The sequence below is a fragment of the Thermus amyloliquefaciens genome, assembly GCF_000744885.1.
Taxonomy (GTDB): domain Bacteria; phylum Deinococcota; class Deinococci; order Deinococcales; family Thermaceae; genus Thermus; species Thermus amyloliquefaciens.
This window is the reverse complement of record NZ_JQMV01000003.1, coordinates 707,823-725,108: the sequence shown is the minus strand read 5'-3', so window position 1 is coordinate 725,108 and position 17,286 is coordinate 707,823. Positions and strand designations below refer to the sequence as shown.

General features: G+C 67.5%; 13 protein-coding genes and 1 pseudogene. 7 read left to right on the top strand and 7 right to left on the bottom strand.

What is annotated here, in order from left to right; translation table 11 throughout:
• Positions 1–75 precede the first annotated feature (75 nt).
• The 5 genes and pseudogenes from BS74_RS04080 to sucD all read left to right on the top strand — a co-directional run bounded on the left by BS74_RS04080 (position 76) and on the right by sucD (position 6,914).
• Positions 76–2,285, top strand: a pseudogene (locus BS74_RS04080) (ATP-dependent Clp protease ATP-binding subunit).
• 79 nt (positions 2,286–2,364) lie between these two features.
• Positions 2,365–3,645 (top strand): DNA repair protein RadA, encoded by a 1,281-nt coding sequence (gene radA, locus BS74_RS04075; protein WP_038056311.1) that lies wholly within the window; start codon positions 2,365–2,367, stop codon positions 3,643–3,645.
• Entirely contained in the window at positions 3,642–4,649 is a 1,008-nt protein-coding gene (locus BS74_RS04070; protein ID WP_038056309.1) for a PIN/TRAM domain-containing protein, read from the top strand. Before radA ends, BS74_RS04070 begins: the two co-directional genes overlap by 4 nt.
• Before the next feature lie 265 nt (positions 4,650–4,914).
• Positions 4,915–6,051 carry an ADP-forming succinate--CoA ligase subunit beta gene (gene sucC, locus BS74_RS04065; protein WP_038056307.1) on the top strand — a complete coding sequence of 379 codons (1,137 nt, stop codon included), beginning with the start codon at positions 4,915–4,917 and terminating at the stop codon, positions 6,049–6,051.
• On the top strand, positions 6,048–6,914 hold the full coding sequence (sucD, locus tag BS74_RS04060) for a succinate--CoA ligase subunit alpha (protein WP_038056305.1): 867 nt from the start codon (positions 6,048–6,050) through the stop codon (positions 6,912–6,914). Before sucC ends, sucD begins: the two co-directional genes overlap by 4 nt.
• A 45-nt stretch (positions 6,915–6,959) precedes the next feature.
• Here sucD and malQ read toward each other — a convergent pair whose 3' ends face one another.
• Genes malQ through BS74_RS04035 form a run of 5 tightly spaced genes read right to left on the bottom strand, consistent with a single transcriptional unit; the run spans position 6,960 to position 12,675 of the window.
• Positions 6,960–8,462: a 4-alpha-glucanotransferase gene (malQ, locus tag BS74_RS04055; protein WP_038056303.1), complete on the bottom strand. Its 1,503-nt coding sequence runs from the start codon at positions 8,460–8,462 to the stop codon at positions 6,960–6,962.
• A gap of 50 nt (positions 8,463–8,512) precedes the next feature.
• On the bottom strand, positions 8,513–9,385 hold the full coding sequence (locus BS74_RS04050) for a 3-hydroxybutyryl-CoA dehydrogenase (RefSeq protein ID WP_038056302.1): 873 nt from the start codon (positions 9,383–9,385) through the stop codon (positions 8,513–8,515).
• 15 nt (positions 9,386–9,400) lie between these two features.
• Entirely contained in the window at positions 9,401–10,261 is an 861-nt protein-coding gene (locus tag BS74_RS04045; RefSeq protein ID WP_038056300.1) for a DMT family transporter, read from the bottom strand.
• Positions 10,251–11,471, bottom strand: coding sequence for a M16 family metallopeptidase (locus tag BS74_RS04040; RefSeq protein WP_038056298.1), 1,221 nt, complete (start codon positions 11,469–11,471; stop codon positions 10,251–10,253). Before BS74_RS04040 ends, BS74_RS04045 begins: the two co-directional genes overlap by 11 nt.
• Positions 11,461–12,675, bottom strand: a complete 1,215-nt coding sequence (locus tag BS74_RS04035) for a M16 family metallopeptidase (protein WP_038056297.1) — start codon at positions 12,673–12,675, stop codon at positions 11,461–11,463. Before BS74_RS04035 ends, BS74_RS04040 begins: the two co-directional genes overlap by 11 nt.
• A gap of 15 nt (positions 12,676–12,690) precedes the next feature.
• On the opposite strand from BS74_RS04035, the gene recG reads away from it, so the two are divergent.
• Together recG and BS74_RS04025 are read left to right on the top strand one after the other, a co-directional pair.
• The gene (gene recG / locus BS74_RS04030; protein ID WP_038056295.1) at positions 12,691–15,009 is read left to right on the top strand and encodes an ATP-dependent DNA helicase RecG; all 2,319 of its coding nucleotides are present in this window, start codon (positions 12,691–12,693) and stop codon (positions 15,007–15,009) included.
• A 42-nt stretch (positions 15,010–15,051) separates the two neighbouring features.
• Positions 15,052–15,798, top strand: a complete 747-nt coding sequence (locus tag BS74_RS04025) for a hypothetical protein (RefSeq protein ID WP_038056293.1) — start codon at positions 15,052–15,054, stop codon at positions 15,796–15,798.
• Here BS74_RS04025 and BS74_RS04020 read toward each other — a convergent pair.
• Together BS74_RS04020 and BS74_RS04015 are read right to left on the bottom strand one after the other, a co-directional pair.
• Complete coding sequence (locus tag BS74_RS04020) at positions 15,782–16,771, bottom strand: pectin acetylesterase-family hydrolase (protein WP_038056291.1); 990 nt, start codon at positions 16,769–16,771, stop codon at positions 15,782–15,784. The genes BS74_RS04025 and BS74_RS04020 overlap by 17 nt on opposite strands.
• A 125-nt stretch (positions 16,772–16,896) precedes the next feature.
• On the bottom strand, positions 16,897–17,274 hold the full coding sequence (locus BS74_RS04015; protein WP_038058826.1) for a CBS domain-containing protein: 378 nt from the start codon (positions 17,272–17,274) through the stop codon (positions 16,897–16,899).
• Positions 17,275–17,286 lie beyond the last annotated feature (12 nt).

Sequence of the window (17,286 nt, the reverse complement as noted above, 5' to 3'; positions counted from 1 at the left end):
CCCAGGGCCAAGGTAATCCCGGGTGCAAACCTCCGCCGCCCTCCCCTTTAGGCTAGAATGTGGGAAGAGGGGAGCATGAACAGGTACGACGATCGCGCCAGGCTGGTTTTTCACTACGCAAGGGAGGAGGGGAGCCGCTTAGGCCACTCCATGATCGGCCCAGAGCACCTCCTCCTGGGCCTGATGCGCGAGGGGGGCACGGCGGCCCGCATCCTCCAGGAGTACGGGGCGAGCCTCGAGGCCATGCGCCGCATGGTGGAGGAGCTGGTGGGCCGCGGCGAGGGGAGCCGCACCGGGGAACCCCCTGCCATTACGCCCAGGGCCAGGCGGGTCATGGAGCTGGCCAGCGCCGAGGCCCGCAACATGGGGGCCTCGGTGATCGGCACCGAGCACATCCTCCTGGGCATCATCCGTGAGGGTGACGGGATCGCTTACCGCATCCTCTCCCACTTCGCCAAGGACGTGGACGCCATCCGCTGGCGCATCCTCTCCATGGCCGAGGGCCGGGAACGGGAAAAGCCGGTGAACACCCCCTTCCTGGACGAGTACGGCCGCGACCTCACCAAGGAGGCCCGGGAGGGCAAGCTGGACCCGGTGATCGGCCGGCAGGAGGAGATCAACCGGGTGATCCAGATCCTGGCCCGGCGCACCAAAAACAACCCCGTCCTCATCGGCGACCCCGGGGTGGGCAAGACCGCCATCGTGGAGGGCCTGGCCCAGGCCATCGTGGAGGGCCGGGTGCCGCCCATCCTGCGGGGGCCCGGGTGGTGGCCATTGACCTGGCGGGGGTGGTGGCGGGCACCAAGTACCGGGGGGAGTTTGAGGAGCGCCTGCGCCAGATCATCGAGGAGCTAAAAAACGCCAAGGTCATCGCCTTCATCGACGAGCTCCACACCCTGATCGGGGCCGGGGGAGCGGAGGGCACCCTGGACGCCGCCAACATCCTGAAGCCCGCCCTGGCCCGCGGTGAGATCCAGGTGATCGGGGCCACCACCACCGGGGAGTACCACCGTTACATCGAGAAGGACGCCGCCTTAGAAAGGCGCTTCCAGCCGGTGATCGTCCTGGAACCCTCCCCGGAGGAGACCCTGGAGATCCTGAAGGGGCTCAGGCCCCGGTACGAGGCCCACCACGGGGTCATCATCCCCGACGAGATCCTGGAGCTTGCCGTCAAGATCGGGATCCGTTCCCTCCCCGGGCGCAACTTCCCCGACAAGGCCATTGACCTCATCGACGAGGCGGCGAGCCGGGTGCGCCTCAACGCCTCCTTGGGCCTGCCCGTGGCCGAGGAGGAGGACGGCACCCCCATGGTGACCCGGGAGGACATCGAGGCGGTGGTGGACTCCTGGGGCGGGATCTACGTGGACGACAAGGACGACGAGAAGCTCATGCACCTCGAGGAGGAGCTCAGAAAGCGGGTGGTGGGCCAAGAGGAGGCCATCCGCGCCCTGGCCAGCGCCCTCCGCCGGGCCCGGGTGGGCCTGGGGGGCCGGACCCGGGTGGCAGCCAGCTTCCTCTTCGTGGGGCAAAGCGGGGTGGGCAAGACCCAGCTGGCCAAGGCCTTGGCCGAGGTGCTCTTTGGCTCGGAGCGGGCCCTCATCCGCTTTGACATGTCGGAGTTCCAGGAGCCCCACTCCATCTCCAAGCTCATCGGGGCCCCCCCGGGCTACGTGGGCTACGAGCAGGGGGGCCGGCTCACGGAGGCGGTGCGCCGCCAGCCCTTCAGCGTGGTCCTCCTGGACGAGATTGAGAAGGCCCACCCCGACGTGTACAACACCTTCCTGCAGGTCCTGGACGAGGGCCGCCTCACGGACGGCTTGGGGCGCACCGTGGACTTCCGCCGGGTCATCCTCATCATGACCTCCAACACCGGCTACAACGTGGGCCCGGCCATCGGCTTCACCAGCAAGGAGGTGGACACCGAATCCCCCCTCAAGGCCCTCTTCACCCCGGAGTTTCTGGACCGCCTGGACGAGGTGATCCGCTTCCGCCCCCTCACCGAAGAGGAGCTGGTGCAGGTGGCCCGGATGATGCTGGAGGAGATCCAGAAGGAACTCCAGAGCCGGGACATCACCGTGCGCTTCTCCCCCGAGGTGGCCCGGTTCGTGGTGGAGCAGGCCCCCAAGACGGGGAGCGCCCGGGCCATCCGGAACATCATCCGCGAACGCATCGAGGACCCCCTCTCCCTGGCCCTCCTCAAGAAGCCCAGGGGCCACCTCCACGTGAACGTGGAGGAAGGGCACCTGGCCTTCCACGAGGTGGAGGGGGAGGAGCTTCTGGTCTAGATGCCCCCCGGAACCCTTAGGCCCCACCTCCTCCACCCGAGGGGGTGGCCTTTCCTTGGGCCCCTCGAGGCCTAAACCCATGGCCAAGACCGCCTACGCCTGCGTGGAATGCGGTTACCGCACCCCAAAGCCCTTGGGGCGGTGCCCGGCCTGCGGTTCCTGGGATAGCTTCCAGGAGGTAGTCCCGGTCTCTCCCCCCAAGCCACCCCGCCAAGCCCACCCGGAACCCGCCCCCCTGCTTGCCCTTTCCCAGGTGAACGAGGCCGAGGAAAAGCGTTTCTCCTCGGGCCTCTCCGAGATGGACCGGGTCCTGGGCGGGGGGTTCGTGCCGGGGGAGGTGGTCCTCCTGGGGGGCGAACCTGGGGTGGGCAAGAGCACCCTCCTCTTGGAGCTGGCCAAGCACCTTCCCAAAAGGGCCTTCTACCTGGCCGGGGAGGAATCCCCGGCCCAGATCAAGCTGCGGTCCAGAAGGCTGGGGGTCCAGGACCTCCTCCTCCTCAAGGAAACCCGTTTAGAACCCCTGCTCTCCCTCCTGGAGCGCGACCCCCCTGAGGTGCTTTTTGTGGATTCCATACAAACCATTGAGGCAGGGGGTAGCCCGGGCAGCCTGGTGGCGGTGCGGGAGGCCACCCATGCCTTCGTGCGCCTGGCCAAGGAGAAGGGCATCACCACCCTCTTGGTGGGGCACGTGACCAAGGAGGGGGTGGTGGCCGGGCCCAAAAGCATAGAGCATGCGGTGGACGCCACCCTTTACCTGGAAACCGCCGGGGTCTACCGGGTCCTGCGAAGCGCCAAGAACCGCTTCGGCCCCGTGGGGGAGCTCGGGGTCTTCCGCATGGAGGAAGGGGGCCTGGTGGAGGTGAAAAACCCCTCGGAGGCCTTCCTTCTGGAAAGGCCCACCGGGGTGCCGGGAAGCGCCATCGCCTTGGCCCTGGCCGGGGAAAGGGCCTTGGCCCTCGAGGTCCAGGCCCTGGCCGCCAAAACCCCCTTCCCCGCCCCCCGGCGGGTGGTGCAGGGCCTGGACCCCAGGCGGGTGGACATGGTCCTGGCGGTCTTGGAAAGGCGGCTCAACCTCCCCTTGGGCAGCCTGGACATCTACGTGAACCTGGCGGGGGGCCTGAGGGTGCAGGACCCGGGCCTGGACCTGGCCGTGGCCTTGGCGGTGTATTCTGCGGTGGTGGGCCGGGCCCTGCCCCCGGACCTGGCGGTGGTGGGGGAGGTGGGCCTTCTGGGCGAGGTGCGGAGCGTTATGGGTTTGGAAAGGCGGCTTAGGGAAGGGGAACGGGCGGGGTTTTCCCATTTTCTCCACCCGGGGAACACCCGCTCCTTGGGGAAAGCGGTGGAGCAGTACCTGGGATGAGGCCCCGCCTCGTCTTCCACCTCCTTTTCGCCTTCCTCGGCTACCAGCTGGCGGTGAGCCTGGAGGGCTTGGGGCTTCTCCCCCGCTCCGCGGGCCTGCTTTCCCTCAACCGCCTCTACCTAACCCTGGCGGGCTTCCTGGCCGGGGTCCTTCTGGCCCCCAGGTTGGAAACCTTCTGGGAAAAGTGGGCCCGGCGCCTCCGGGAACTTCCCCCCGAGGTGCCGGTGGCCCTGACCCTGGGGGCCACCTTGGGGCTTCTCCTCACCGTGTTGGTTTCCAGCCTCCTGGCCCAGATACCCGGGTTTTCCCCCTACCATAGCCTCCTCCTGGCCCTCTTCCTGGTGGGGCTTTTCAGCTACCTGGCCCTGGGATACAAGGACTACCTGCGCCTTCCCCAAAGACCCGCCCGTCCCCTCGGGGGAAAGGTGTTGGACACCAGCGTCCTGGTGGACGGGCGCGTGGCCGAGGTGGCGGCCACGGGCTTCCTGGAAGGCCCCCTTTACGTGCCCCATTTCGTGCTGAAGGAGCTCCAGCACTTCGCCGATAGCCCCGATCCCCTCAAGCGGGCCAAGGGGAGGCGGGGGCTGGAAGCCCTGGAAAGGCTCAAGGAGGTGGCGCCCCTCGAGGTCCTGGAGGATACGCCCAAGGGGGAGAGCGTGGACGAGAAGCTCCTCTTCCTGGCGCGGGACCTGGGGGCCGCCTTGGTGAGCAACGACCTGGCCCTGTTGCAGATGGCCAAGATCTACGGGATCAAGGCCCTTTCCGTCCAGGCCCTGGCCCAGGCCCTCCGCCCCCAGCTCAAGGTGGGGGATACCCTGAAGCTCCTCATCCTGAAGGAGGGCAAGGAACCCCACCAGGGGGTGGGCTACCTGGAGGACGGCTCCATGGTGGTGGTGGACGGGGGGATCCGCTACCGGGGCCAGGAGGTGGAGGTGGTCATCACCCAGGCCATCCAGACCCAGGTGGGCCGGCTCTTCTTCGCCCAACCCGCCGCCGGGGCCTAAGGCCCAGGGGCACCAATATCCCCAGGACCGGCCAAAGGGCCCAGTCCTGTCCTTGGAGGAAGAGGAAGGTGAGGGAGAACCCCACGAAGTATACGTAAGGCTTTTCGGGGCCCCCGCCGTGGCACAAGCCACGACGGGGTACTCAACACCCGCCCCCCTTGGTCACCTTGGGCCTCCTTTCCCCCTTAGCCCACGCCCTTAGCCCAACCGGGGGAAGGGTATAATGCCCCTTGGCCTTGGCCCGCCAAGGCGAGGGAGGTGGAGCTTGAACCTGCACGAGTATCAAGCCAAGGAGATCCTGGCCCGCTACGGGGTGCCGGTGCCTCCCGGCAAGGTGGCCTACACCCCGGACGAGGCCAAACGGATCGCCGAGGAGTTTGGCAAACGGGTGGTCATCAAAGCCCAGGTGCACGTGGGCGGCAGAGGCAAGGCCGGGGGCGTGAAGCTGGCGGACACCCCGGCCGAAGCCTATGAGAAGGCCCAGGCCATCCTGGGGATGAACATCAAGGGCCTCACGGTGAGGAAGGTCCTGGTGGCCGAGGCGGTGGACATCGCCAAGGAGTACTACGCCGGCCTCATCCTGGACCGCTCCCAGAAGCGGGTGGTCCTCATGCTCTCCAAGGAGGGGGGCGTGGACATCGAGGAGGTGGCGGCAAGGAACCCCGAGGCCATCCACAAGTTCTGGATAGACCCCCACAAGGGCTTCAGGGCCTTTGAGGCCCGGGAGATGGTGAAGCGGGCGGGCCTCGAGGGCAACCTCAACAAGCTGGCCCAGGTCCTGGTGGCCCTCTACCGGGCCTACGAGGGGGTGGATGCCGCCATCGCCGAGATCAACCCCCTGGTGGTCACCACGGACGGCCAGGTGGTGGCCGCCGACGCCAAAATCGTTCTGGACGACAACGCCCTCTTCCGCCACCCGGATCTGGCGGAGCTCAGGGAGATCGAGGCCGAGCACCCCCTGGAGGTGGAGGCCAGCAACTACGGCTTCGCCTACGTGAAGCTCCAGGGGAACATCGGCATCATCGGGAACGGGGCGGGGCTCGTCATGTACACCCTGGACCTGGTGAACCGGGTGGGGGGAAAGCCCGCCAACTTCCTGGACATCGGGGGCGGGGCCAAGGCGGAGGTGGTCTACAACGCCCTGAAGGTGGTCCTCAAGGACCCCGACGTGAAGGGGGTGTTCATCAACATCTTCGGCGGCATCACCCGGGCGGACGAGGTGGCCAAGGGTGTCATCCGGGCCCTGGAGGAGGGCCTCCTCACCAAGCCCGTGGTCATGCGGGTGGCGGGGACCGCGGAGGAGGAGGCCAAGAGGCTCCTGGAGGGCAAACCCATCTACATGTACCCCACGTCCATTGAGGCGGCGAAGGCCATCGTGGCCATGGTGGGAGGTGCGGCGTGATCCTGGTGAACCGCGAAACCCGCGTCCTGGTCCAGGGCATCACCGGGCGCGAGGGGCAGTTCCACACCAAAGAGATGCTGGCTTACGGCACCCAGGTGGTGGCCGGGGTAACCCCGGGCAAGGGGGGAAGCGAGGTCCTGGGCCTTCCCGTCTACGACACGGTCAAGGAGGCCGTGGCCCACCACCGCATTGACGCCTCCATCATCTTCGTGCCGGCCCCCATGGCGGCGGATGCGGCCCTCGAGGCGGCCCATGCCGGCATTCCCCTCATCGTCCTCATCACCGAGGGCATCCCCACCCTGGACATGGTGAAGGCGGTGGAGGAGATCAAGGCCTTAGGAAGCCGCCTCATCGGGGGGAACTGCCCGGGCATCATCAGCGCCGAGGAGACCAAGATCGGCATCATGCCCGGCCACGTGTTCAAGCGGGGGAAGGTGGGGCTCATCAGCCGCTCCGGCACCCTCACCTACGAGGCGGCGGCCGCCCTCTCCCAGGCGGGGATCGGCACCACCACCACCGTGGGAATTGGCGGCGACCCCGTGATCGGCACCACCTTCAAGGACCTCCTCCCCCTCTTCAACGAGGACCCCGAGACCGAGGCGGTGGTCCTCATCGGGGAGATCGGGGGCTCCGACGAGGAGGAAGCGGCAGCCTGGATCAAGGAGAACATGAAAAAGCCGGTGGTGGGCTTCATCGGCGGCCGGAGCGCCCCCAAGGGCAAGCGCATGGGCCACGCCGGGGCCATCATCATGGGCAACGTGGGCACCCCCGAGTCCAAGCTCCAGGCCTTTGCCGAGGCGGGCATCCCCGTGGCCGACACCATCGACGAGATCGTGGATCTGGTGAAAAAGGCCTTGGGTTAGGCCACGCCCCTTTTCCCCGCCGTGGCGTGGGCCACGGCGGGGCCTTTATGCCCGCCCCGTGGCCTCGGCCATCCTGAGAAGCCGCTCCCCGTGCTCAGGGGTGAGCTCCCCCGGCCTAAGCCGCCAGGCCCAGTTCCCCGAGGGGCGCCCAGGGTAGTTCATCCGGGCCTCGCTCCCCAGGGCCAGGACGTCCTGCACCGGGTAGATGGCCAGCCTCGCCACCGACTTCATCCCCAGATGCATGAGGGCCCAGGGCACCTCCTCCTCCCCCCGGAAGCCGATTTCCCACTCCGCCAGGTACCTCTCCAGGAAGGCCCTTTCGTGGGGGGTGGCGGTGCGGTACCAGCCCAAGGTGGTGTCGTTGTCGTGGGTGCCCGTGTAGACCACCACCCGGCCATGGGGGGGGTAGTTGTGGGGCAGGAAGGGGTTTTCCCTGCCCCCATCAAAGGCGAACTGCAGGACCTTCATCCCGGGCAGGCCAAACCGCTCCCTCAGGGCCTCCACCTCCAGGGTGATCACCCCCAGGTCCTCCGCCAGGATGGGCACCTGGCCGAAGGTTTCCTGGATCTTCTGGAAAAGTTTCTCCCCCGGGGCCTTCACCCAGCGCCCCTCCACCGCCGTGGGGCAGGAGGCGGGGATCTCCCAGTAGGCCTCAAAGCCGCGGAAGTGGTCGATGCGCACCAGGTGGAAAAGCTGGAGGGCCTTTCCTAGACGCGCGATCCAGAAGGAGAAGCCCTCCTTCTCCAACACCTCCCAGCGGTACAGGGGATTCCCCCAGCGCTGGCCCGTTTCCGAAAAGTAGTCGGGCGGTACCCCGGCCACCACGGTGGGCCTTCCCTCCTCATCCAGATGGAACCACTCGGGGTGGGCCCAGACCTCCGCCGAGTCCTCCGCCACGAAGATGGGCATGTCCCCGATCAGGGAAAGGCCCAAGGCCTCCGCCTCCTCCCTCAAGGCCTGCCATTGCTGGAAGAAAAGCCACTGGGTCCAGGCGTGGAAGGCCACCTCCTGGGAAAGCCTTTCCTTCGCCTCCCGCAAGGCCCCTTCCTCCCTTAGGCGCAGGGGCAGGGGCCAGCGGTTCCAGGGAAGCCCCCCGTGGTGGGCCTTCAAGGCCATGAAGAGGGCGTAGTCGTCCAACCAACCCCTTTCCCGTTCCCAGAAGGCCTGGAAGGCCTCCTTCTCCTCCCGGCTAGCCCGCCCCTGGAAACCCCGGAAGGCCTCCCTAAGCACCGGCCACTTCCAGGCGTAAAGCCCCCCGTAGTCCACCCGGCCCTCAGGAAAGCCGGGGTCCTGGAGGCGCAGATACCCCGCCTCCGCCAGGGGCCTGAGGTCGATGAGGTAGGGGTTACCGGCAAAGGCGCTGAAGGCCTGGTAAGGGGAGTCCCCGTACCCCGTGGGGCCCAGGGGGAGGACCTGCCAATAGCGGGCCCCATACCGGTGGAGGAAATGGAGGAAGGCCCGGGCCTCGTTCCCCAGGACCCCGATGCCGTAGGGCCCAGGGAGGCTCGTGGGGTGCAGCAGCAACCCGTAGGCGCGTGGAAGCTCCATGGGTCCAGTTTATCCCCCCATGGAAGGCTTTCCAACGGGTGGCCTGCCCCTCAGCCCACCTTGTTCCCTTTCTCGTCGTAGGTGTAAAACCCCCGCCCCGTCTTGCGGCCCAAAAGCCCCGCCTGCACCATGCGGCGGAGAAGGGGGGAGGGGCGGTACTTGTCGTCCCCAAAGCCCCGGTGGAGCACCTCCATGATGGCCAAGCAGGTGTCCAGGCCGATGAGGTCGGCAAGCTCCAAGGGGCCCATGGGGTGGTTCATCCCCAGGCGCATGACCCCGTCGATGGCCTCCTTGGTGGCCACCCCTTCCCTGAGGGCCTCGATGGCCTCGTTGATCATGGGCATCAGGAGGCGGTTGGAAACGAAGCCGGGGTAGTCCTGGACCTCGAGGGGCGTCTTCCCCATGCGCCTCGCCACCTCCACCACCACGTCCCGGGTTTCCTCGGAGGTGAGCTCCCCCCGGATCACCTCCACCAGCCCCATGAGGGGCACGGGGTTGAAGAAGTGCATGCCGATGAAGCGCTCGGGCCTTCCCGAGTAGCGGGCCAAGGCGGTGATGGGGATGGAGGAGGTGTTGCTGGCCAGGATGGCCTCGGGCTTCACCAGGCTTCCCAGGCGCTCAAAGAGGCGGCGCTTCTCCCCTTCGTCCTCCACGATAGCCTCCACGACGAGGTCCGCTTCCGCCAAATCCTCCAAGCGCAGGCTGGTGCGGATGCGCCCCAAGGCCTCGTCGCGGGCCTCCTGGGTTAGCCTGCCCTTCTCCAAGAACTTGCCCAAAGAACGCCGGATGGCGGCAAGGCCCCGCTCCAGGAAGCTTTCCGCCACGTCCACCAGCACCACCTCAAACCCCGCCTGGGCCGCCACCTGGGCGATGCCGCTTCCCATCTGCCCCGCGCCCACCACGCCGATCCGCTTAACCTCCATACCGCACCTCTCGGGCTATTTTACGCCCCTGAGGTTCACCAAAAGGACGCCCACCAGGGCCAAGGCCCCGCCCAGGAGGGAAAGGAAGGAGGGCACCTCCCCCAGCCAAAGGTAGGCGATGAGGATGGCCAAGACGGGGGAAAGGTAAAGGAAGCTGGCCAGGCGGGAGGCGGGGGTGCGGGAAAGGGCATAGGTCCAGGTGAGGTAGGCCAAGGCCCCGGGGAAGACGCCCAGGTAGAGGGCGCTGTAGAGGGCCGGTCGGGGTGCGGCGCGCAGGGCCTCCCCCAGGCCGGGGAGGAAGACGAGAAGGGGAAGCGTGCCCAAAACCAGGGTGTAGACCGTCATCTCCCGGCTGCTGTAGCGGGAGAAGAGGGGCTTTTGCCAGACGAAGTAGAAGGAGGTGGAGAGGGCGGAAAGCAGGATCAGAAAGGCCCCCGGGCTAAGGGACACCCCTCCCCCCTCCCCCACGGCGATGAGCAAGGAGCCCGCCAGGGCCAGGGAAAAACCCAAAACCCCCGCGGGCTTAAGGCGCTCCCCCAGGAAGACGTAGGACAGAAGCGCGGTGAACACCGGCCCGGTGGCGATGAGGAGGCTTGCCGCCCCCGCGCTCACCGTGAGCTCCCCGTAGGCCAAGGCGGTGTGGTACACGGTGATGCCCAAAAACCCCAGGAGGAAAAGCCGGGGAAGGTCCTCCCTCCTGGGGGGGCGAAGCCCCTGGAGCCGGGCATAGAGGAGCAAAAGGGCGCTGGCCACCAAAAAGCGGAGGAGGACCAGGTGCCCTGGGCCCAGGCCCTGGAGCCCCGCCCGGATGCCGGCGAAGGCGCTGGCCCAGAGGAGGATGGTGAGGAGGGCCGCCCCCAGCGCCCTAGGCTCCATGGGGTAGCACCAGGTAGTAGAGGCCCCTCCGCAAAAGGCCCCTCTCCAAAAGGGCGTTGACCTCCCTGGCCCCCACCTGGAGCACCTTTTCCTTCACCTGGGCCAGGGAGAGGTATTGGCCCGTGTACAGGTACTCCATCCCCAGGTGGAAAAGCCTCCCCATGGGGGTCTCCCCGGCAAAGACCAGGCCTGTGGCCAAGGGGGTTTTGGCCTTTTCCACCTCCTCCTCCCCCACGCCCTCGAGGGCGATCCGGTCAAGGGCCTCCTGAAGGACGGCCAACACCGCCTCCTTGTTCCCTGGGTCCGCCTGCACGTAGGCGTGGAAGAAGCCTGCCCGGTCGGCCTCCTCGTGGCCAAAGGAGGCCGTCTCCGCCAGGCCCGCGTCCACCAGGGCGAAGTGGAGCCGCCCCGAGCCCTCCTCCCCCAGGAGGTGGGCCAGCACCTGGGCGGCAAAACGCTCCTCCTCCTGGTAGCCGACCCCGGGGAAAAGGCCCACCAGGTAGAGGGCCCGGGCCTTCTCGTAGGGGTTCTCCACCACCCCCTGGGCAGGGTCTAGGGGAGGGTAGGCTCTTCCCGCCTCCCCCAGGGGCCAGTCCGCCGTAAGCCGCTCCGCCTCGGCCACCAGGGCCTCAAAATCCACCTTCCCCGTGGCGGCCAAAACCATGTTCCCCGGAAGGTAACGCCTCGCGTGGTAGGCGGCCATGGCCTCCCGCGTGAGGGCGGTGATGCTCTCCACCGTGCCCAGGACGCTATTCCCCAAGGGGTGCCCCTGGAAGAAGCGGGCCCGGGCCCAGTCGTAGGCCATAAAGCCCGGGCGGTCCTGATAGCGGGCGATCTCCTCCAGGATCACCTTCTTCTCGGTGTCAAAGTCCTCCTGGCGCAGGGCAGGGCGCAGGAGCCGGGAGAAGAGCTCCAGCAGGGAGAGGGCGAACTCGGGCAGGACCGCCCCGTAGTAGACCGTGGCCTCCTCGGAGGTGAAGGCGTTGTACTGGGCCCCCAGGCGGTCAAAGGCCAGGTTCACCTCCCAGGCGCTCATCCCTTCCGGGCCCTTGAACACCATGTGCTCCAGGAAATGGCTTACCCCGCTCTCCTCCGGGGCCTCATCCCGCGCCCCCGTCCTCACGAAGTAGCCCAAGGCCACGCTCCGCGCCTCGGGAAGCACCTCCGCGATGACCCTAAGGCCATTTTTCAGCTCAGCCTCACGAAACATCGTCCACCTCGCCCAGAAGCCCCACCCAGGGGTTGCGGTAGGGGTGTTCCCGCAAGAAGGCGTTCACCGCCTCGAGGCCCGTACCCTCTATGGCCTCCTCGATCTCGGAAAGGGGCCGGATCCGCCCCAGCATGAAGAGGTCCCGCACCATGGAGGCGGCCCGGCTACGGATGGACTCGTCCGCCATCACCAAGGCGGTCTTCAGGCCCACCTTGGCCCGGGAAAGCTCCTCCTCCGTGACCCCTTCCGCCAGGCGCTCCATCTCCGCCAGCATGACCCTCAGGGTCTCCCCGGCCCTCTCCTTGGTGGTGCCCCCATAGGCCATGAGGAGGCCCTGGCCCCTCACCCCGGCGGGGAAGGCGCTCACCGCATAGACCAGGCCCCTCTTCTCCCGCACCTCGGTGAAAAGGCGGCTAGACATGCCCCCGGAGAGCACCTCCAAGGCCAGCCGGGCGGCGTAGAACCGGGGATCCTCGGGGCCCACGTCGGGGTAGGCCAGGCCGATCTGCACCTGGGCGGTGGAGCGCCTGAGGACAAAGCGCTGGGGCTCGGCAAGCCTGGGCTCCGGGTACCAGGCCTCCTCCCCCTCCCAGGCCATAAGGGGCTCCAGGGCCCCCAAAAGCCTATCCCAGGAGACCCCTCCCGCCACCGCCAGGATGGCCCCCCTGGGGGTGTAGCGCCGACGGTAGTCCTCCCGCACCGCCTGGGGCGTGGCCCTTTTTAGATCCTCCTCCTCCCCCAAGGGGTCCCGGCCGTGGGGGGAGAGGAAGACCCTTTTCCTGAGCTCGGAGAAAAGCTTCCGGGCGGGCTGGTCCTCCTGGGAGAGAAGGGCCTGCAGGGCCACGCTTCTCACCGCCTCAAAGCCCTCCTCGGGAAGCCTGGGCCTAAGGAGGAGGAGGGCATAGATCCGGAAGACCTCCTCCAGGGCCTCCGGCAAGAAGGCGGCGGAGAAGAGGGTGTACTCCAGCCCCGCCCCGCTCTGCCGCCTAACGCCCAAGGCATCCAGGGCCCGGGCCAGCCCCAAGGCGTCCAGCTCCCCAGCCCCCTTCCAAAGCCACCCCTCCAGGAGGGAGCTGGCCCCAAGAAGCCCCTCGGGCTCGTTCACCGCCCCGGCGGGCACCAGGAGGCCGAAGGCCACCCCGGGGTAGTCCCGCTCCTCGAGGGCCAGCAAAAGCCCATTCGGCAATCGCTCCACGCGGCTCACAGGCCTAAGGGTATCATGGAGGGCGTGAGGGAAGGGGAACTCCGGGAAAGGCTCTTCCGGCCCATCCTGCGGGAGCTGAGGGATGGCGCCCGGGACCAGGTGGTGGTGGGGGGCCTGGAGAGCCTCATCCAAAACCTGGCCAAGCCCTTCCCTCAGCTCCAGAGGCTTTTCCAAGGGTACGGGGGGAAGACCCCGGAGGAGCGCAAGAAGGTCCTGATGGAGGCCCTCCGCTTCCTCAAGGACGGCCTGGTGGCCCCGCCCAAGGGAGGGGTGGCCCCCGCCCCTTCCCCCCGGCTCACCCCCCAGGACCCCGCCCACCTCCTGGTCCCCCCGCAAAGCCGGAAAAGGCTGGGGGAGCTTTCCCTGCACACGGTGCGGGACGTCCTCCACTACTACCCCCGCCGCTACGAGGACCGCAGGACCCTCCCCGGGGTCCGCTTCCTGGAGGAGGGCCAGAAGGCCACCCTCGCCGTGAGGGTCCTGGCCAAGGAGCTGGTGAAAACCCCCAAGAAGGGGATGCAGCTGGTGCAGGTTAGGGCCCAGGACGCCTGGGGCTTCCCCATCACCCTGGTCTGGTTCAACCAGACCTGGGTCCTCTCCCAGATCCAGGAGGGGGAGACCCTGATCGTCACGGGCAGGGTGCAGCGGCGCCCTAGGGTGCAGCTTTACGTGGAGCACTTTGAAAACGAGGGCACCGAGTCCCTCTCCACGGGGAGGATCGTGCCCATTTACCCCGCCAAGGAGGGGATCGGGCAGGCCTTCTTGCGCCGCACCGTGCACCGGGCCCTGGAGATGGCCCTCCCCCTCCCCGACCCCCTGGAGCCGTACCGGGAGGAGCACCGCCTCCTCCCCTACGCCGAGGCCCTTCGCCAGATCCACTTCCCCGAGGACGAGGAGGCCTTGAGAAAGGCCCTCCTTCGCCTCAAGTTTGACGAGTACGTGCTCTTGGAGCTCAAAGCCCTCCTGGACGCGGGGGGCCTGGTCCTGGGGCGGAGCTTCAAGGTGGAGGAAGCCTGGACGGAGGCCTTCAAGAAGGGCCTCCCCTTCCCCCTCACCCGGGCCCAGGAACGGGTCATGGGGGAGATCGCCCGGGACATGCAAAGCCCCAGGCAGATGGCCCGCCTCCTCCAGGGGGATGTGGGCTCGGGCAAGACGGTGGTGGCCGCTTACGCCCTCTACCTGGCGGCCATGAACGGGGCCCAGGGGGCCCTCATGGCCCCCACGGAGATCCTGGCCAAGCAGCACCACCAGAACCTAACCCGGTACCTTTTCCCCTTAGGGGTAAGGGTGGAACTCCTCCTGGGCTCCATGACCCCCAAGGAGAAGGAAGGGGCCATCCAGAGGCTCCTTTCCGGGGAGGCCCAGGTGGCGGTGGGCACCCACGCCCTCATCCAGGAGGGGGTGGGGTTTCGGGACCTGGGCCTGGCGGTGGTGGACGAGGAGCACCGCTTCGGGGTGTTGCAGCGGCGGGCCCTCCTGAAGCTGGCCAAGGTCCCCCCCGACGTCCTGGTGATGTCCGCCACCCCCATCCCCCGCTCCCTGGCCCTGACCCTTTATGGGGACCTCGAGGTGAGCCTCCTGGACGAGATGCCCCCAGGGCGCAAGCCCGTGAAGACCAAGGTCCTCCCCCACCGCCTCCGCCTCCAGGCCTACGCCTTCGCCCGGGAGGAGGTGAAAAAGGGGCACCAGGTCTTCGTGGTGGCCCCGGCCATTGAGGAGTCCGAGGAACTGGACCTGAAGGCGGCCACCGCCCTCTACGAGGAGCTCAAGGGCCTTCTCCCCGGGGTGCGCATGGCCCTTCTCCACGGCAAGATGCCCGCCCGGGAAAAGGATAGCGTCATGGAGGCCTTCCGCCAGGGGGCCTTTGACCTCCTGGTGTCCACCACCGTGGTGGAGGTGGGGGTGGATATCCCCAAGGCCAGCCTCATCGTGGTGGAAAACGCCGAGCGCTTCGGCCTGGCCCAGCTCCACCAGCTCAGGGGCCGGGTGGGACGGGGGGGGCTGGAAGGCTACGCCATCCTGATCGCCGGGGAGGCCAGCCAGAAGACCCTCAAGCGCCTCCGGGTCCTGGAGGAGTCCAACGACGGCTTCTACATCGCGGAGATGGACCTGAAGCTGAGGGGCCCTGGGGAGCTCAGGGGCACCCGGCAGTCCGGCTACCCGGAATTGAAGCTTGGGGACCTCTCCCAGGACACCGAGATCATCGAGCAAGCCCGGGCCCTGGCCAAGCGCATTCTGGAGATGGACCCGGACCTCTCCTTGCCCCAGCACCAGACCCTTAAGGAGGAGCTCCGGGCCCAGGCGGAACGCATCGGCTTCCGGGAGGTCATCTAGGGGATGGTGGGGCCTGGGCCAATCCTCGCCAGGGGGTGAGGGATGAAGGCCCTGCCCCATCCCCATATCCCCGCCTTCGCCTCCGAGGGGGGGGTCCTGAGGGCCGAAAGCCTCCGGCGCTACCTCCTGGAGCTGCGGGAGGCCTACACCCCTTATGCCCCGGTGCCCCCCGTGACCCTTTACGTCCTCTCCGAGGGGGACTGGCGGGCCCTCCTCCCCTACCCCTACGGCCTAGCCTTCCAGCGAAGCGAGGGGGGAAGGCTTTCCCTCTTCGCCCCCCTCACCTACCCCGAAAGGCTCCTCCACCGCTTCCGCGAGGCCCTGCTTCCCCTGGGGCCCCCTCCCATGGAGATCCCCGCCTTCTTGGACCTGAACCTGGGCCACGAGTACGCCCACGCCCTCCAGGTGGCCTGGCGCCTCAGGACCGGGGCCAGGTGGCTGGACGAGTTCGTGGCCAACTACCTTTTCCTCCTGGGCCTCACCAAGGCCAGGCCCGACCTGGCGGCATCCCTCCTGGCCTTCTGCCGCCACCTGAGCCGCCTCGAGCCGGAAAGGCGAAGCCTCTCCGCCTACGAGAGGAGGCGGGGGGACCTGAAAAGCGCCCTCTGGTTCCAGGCCCAGTTCACCCTCAAGTCCCAAGAACTTCTGGAAACGAAGGGGGACGGCCTTCTCCTGGCCTTCCTCCAGGCCGCCCCCCTGGACCGGAAAAAGGGGCACAGGGTCCTGCTGGAACTCTTCCCGGAGCTTAGGGCCTGGTTCGCCGCCTTCGGCCTCAAGGGCGCACTCTAGGCGGCGCCTTCCCCTCCGCCAGGGCCCTAAGCCACTCCAGGAAGGCAACCTCCCCCACCTTCAAGGTGTACAGCTCAGGGCGGGGCAGGATGCAGTGCTGGCCCCCCGGGGCCAGGTAGAAGGTGTAGTTTTCCGCCTGGGCCGGGGCAAGGACCGCCCTCATGGCCCCTTCGGCCCACTCCCGGGCGGTGGCCTCGGAGGGGGCCCGCTCCCCCTTCATGAGGCCGTAGAAGAAGATCTGGGTGCCGTCCAGAAGGGTGGTGTACTGGGCGATACGGGTCTTGGGGAAGGCCTTGGCCAAGGCCAGGTAGATCTCCCCCACCTCTGGGTCCTGGGAAAGGCCAGGAAGCTCGGGCAGGCGCGAGTTCCAGACGCGGAAGCCGGGGAAGTCCCGGGTGCGCACCCCTACCCCCGCATCCCCGCAGACCGCCACCTGGGCGTTTTTGTAGGTGGCAAGGACCTTATCCGCCCAGAACACCGCCCCGTAGGCCCCAGCGGAGCAACCGGTCACGAAGACCCTCTCTGGGTTCGTGTGGTTGCGGAACACGTATTCCAAGGCCGCCAGGGCGTTCCTGGCCCCCTGGTGGTGGACCCTAAAGCCCCCGTAGTCCACCGTGGCCCGGCCCACATGGAGATCCCCCGTGCAGTAGGGCACGAAGACGTGGGTCCAGCCAAAAAAGGGGTTGGCCACGCTGATGCGGTTGTAAATGCCCTGGGCCAAAAGAAGCTCCTGGACATCCACCCGCTTGCGGTAGGTCTGGCTCTGGGGGCCGCAGGTGGCGGCGTCCCAGCAGGCCCCACCCCCCTGGAAGTCGATCACCACCTTCCTGGGGTCCCCCGGGCTCACGTAGAACCGATAAGGGGAGCCATCGGCGCATACCCCTCCCGGCACCTCCACCGCCTTCCAGAGGGCCTCGAGGCCCTGGGCCAGGGCCAGACCCAAGAGCAAAACGATGGCGATTAACCGCCGCATTGTTCACCTCCGCCTGCAGTTTACAAAGGGTCTTAAACCAAGTCAAGGAAGGGTAGCCTTTCTGGTTACCCCCCAAGGCAAGGGCCCCCGTCGTGGCTTGGGCCACGACGGGGTATAGGGGGTACTCAGAACACCGCCTTGCGTAGGATGTCCGTCACGGAAACGATGCCGATCACCTCCCCCTGGATGACGGGGGCCCGGCGAATCCCGGTGTTGGCGAAGAGGCGGGCCACGTACTCCACCGCCAGGTCAGGGTTCACGGTGATCACCGGCTTGGTCATGATCTCGTGCACCTGAACCGTGGCGGGGTCCTTGCCGTAGGCGATGACCTTGTAGACGATATCGGTCTCCGTGACGATGCCGTAGGCGTCCTCCTCGCTCCGGCGGTCCACCACGAGGGCGCGGAGGCCCGTTTCCTTCATGAGGTTGATGGCCTCCTTCACCGTGGCCGACCCCTGGATCTTCACCACCTCGGTGGACATGATGTCCTTGGCCTTTTTCACGGCACACCTCCT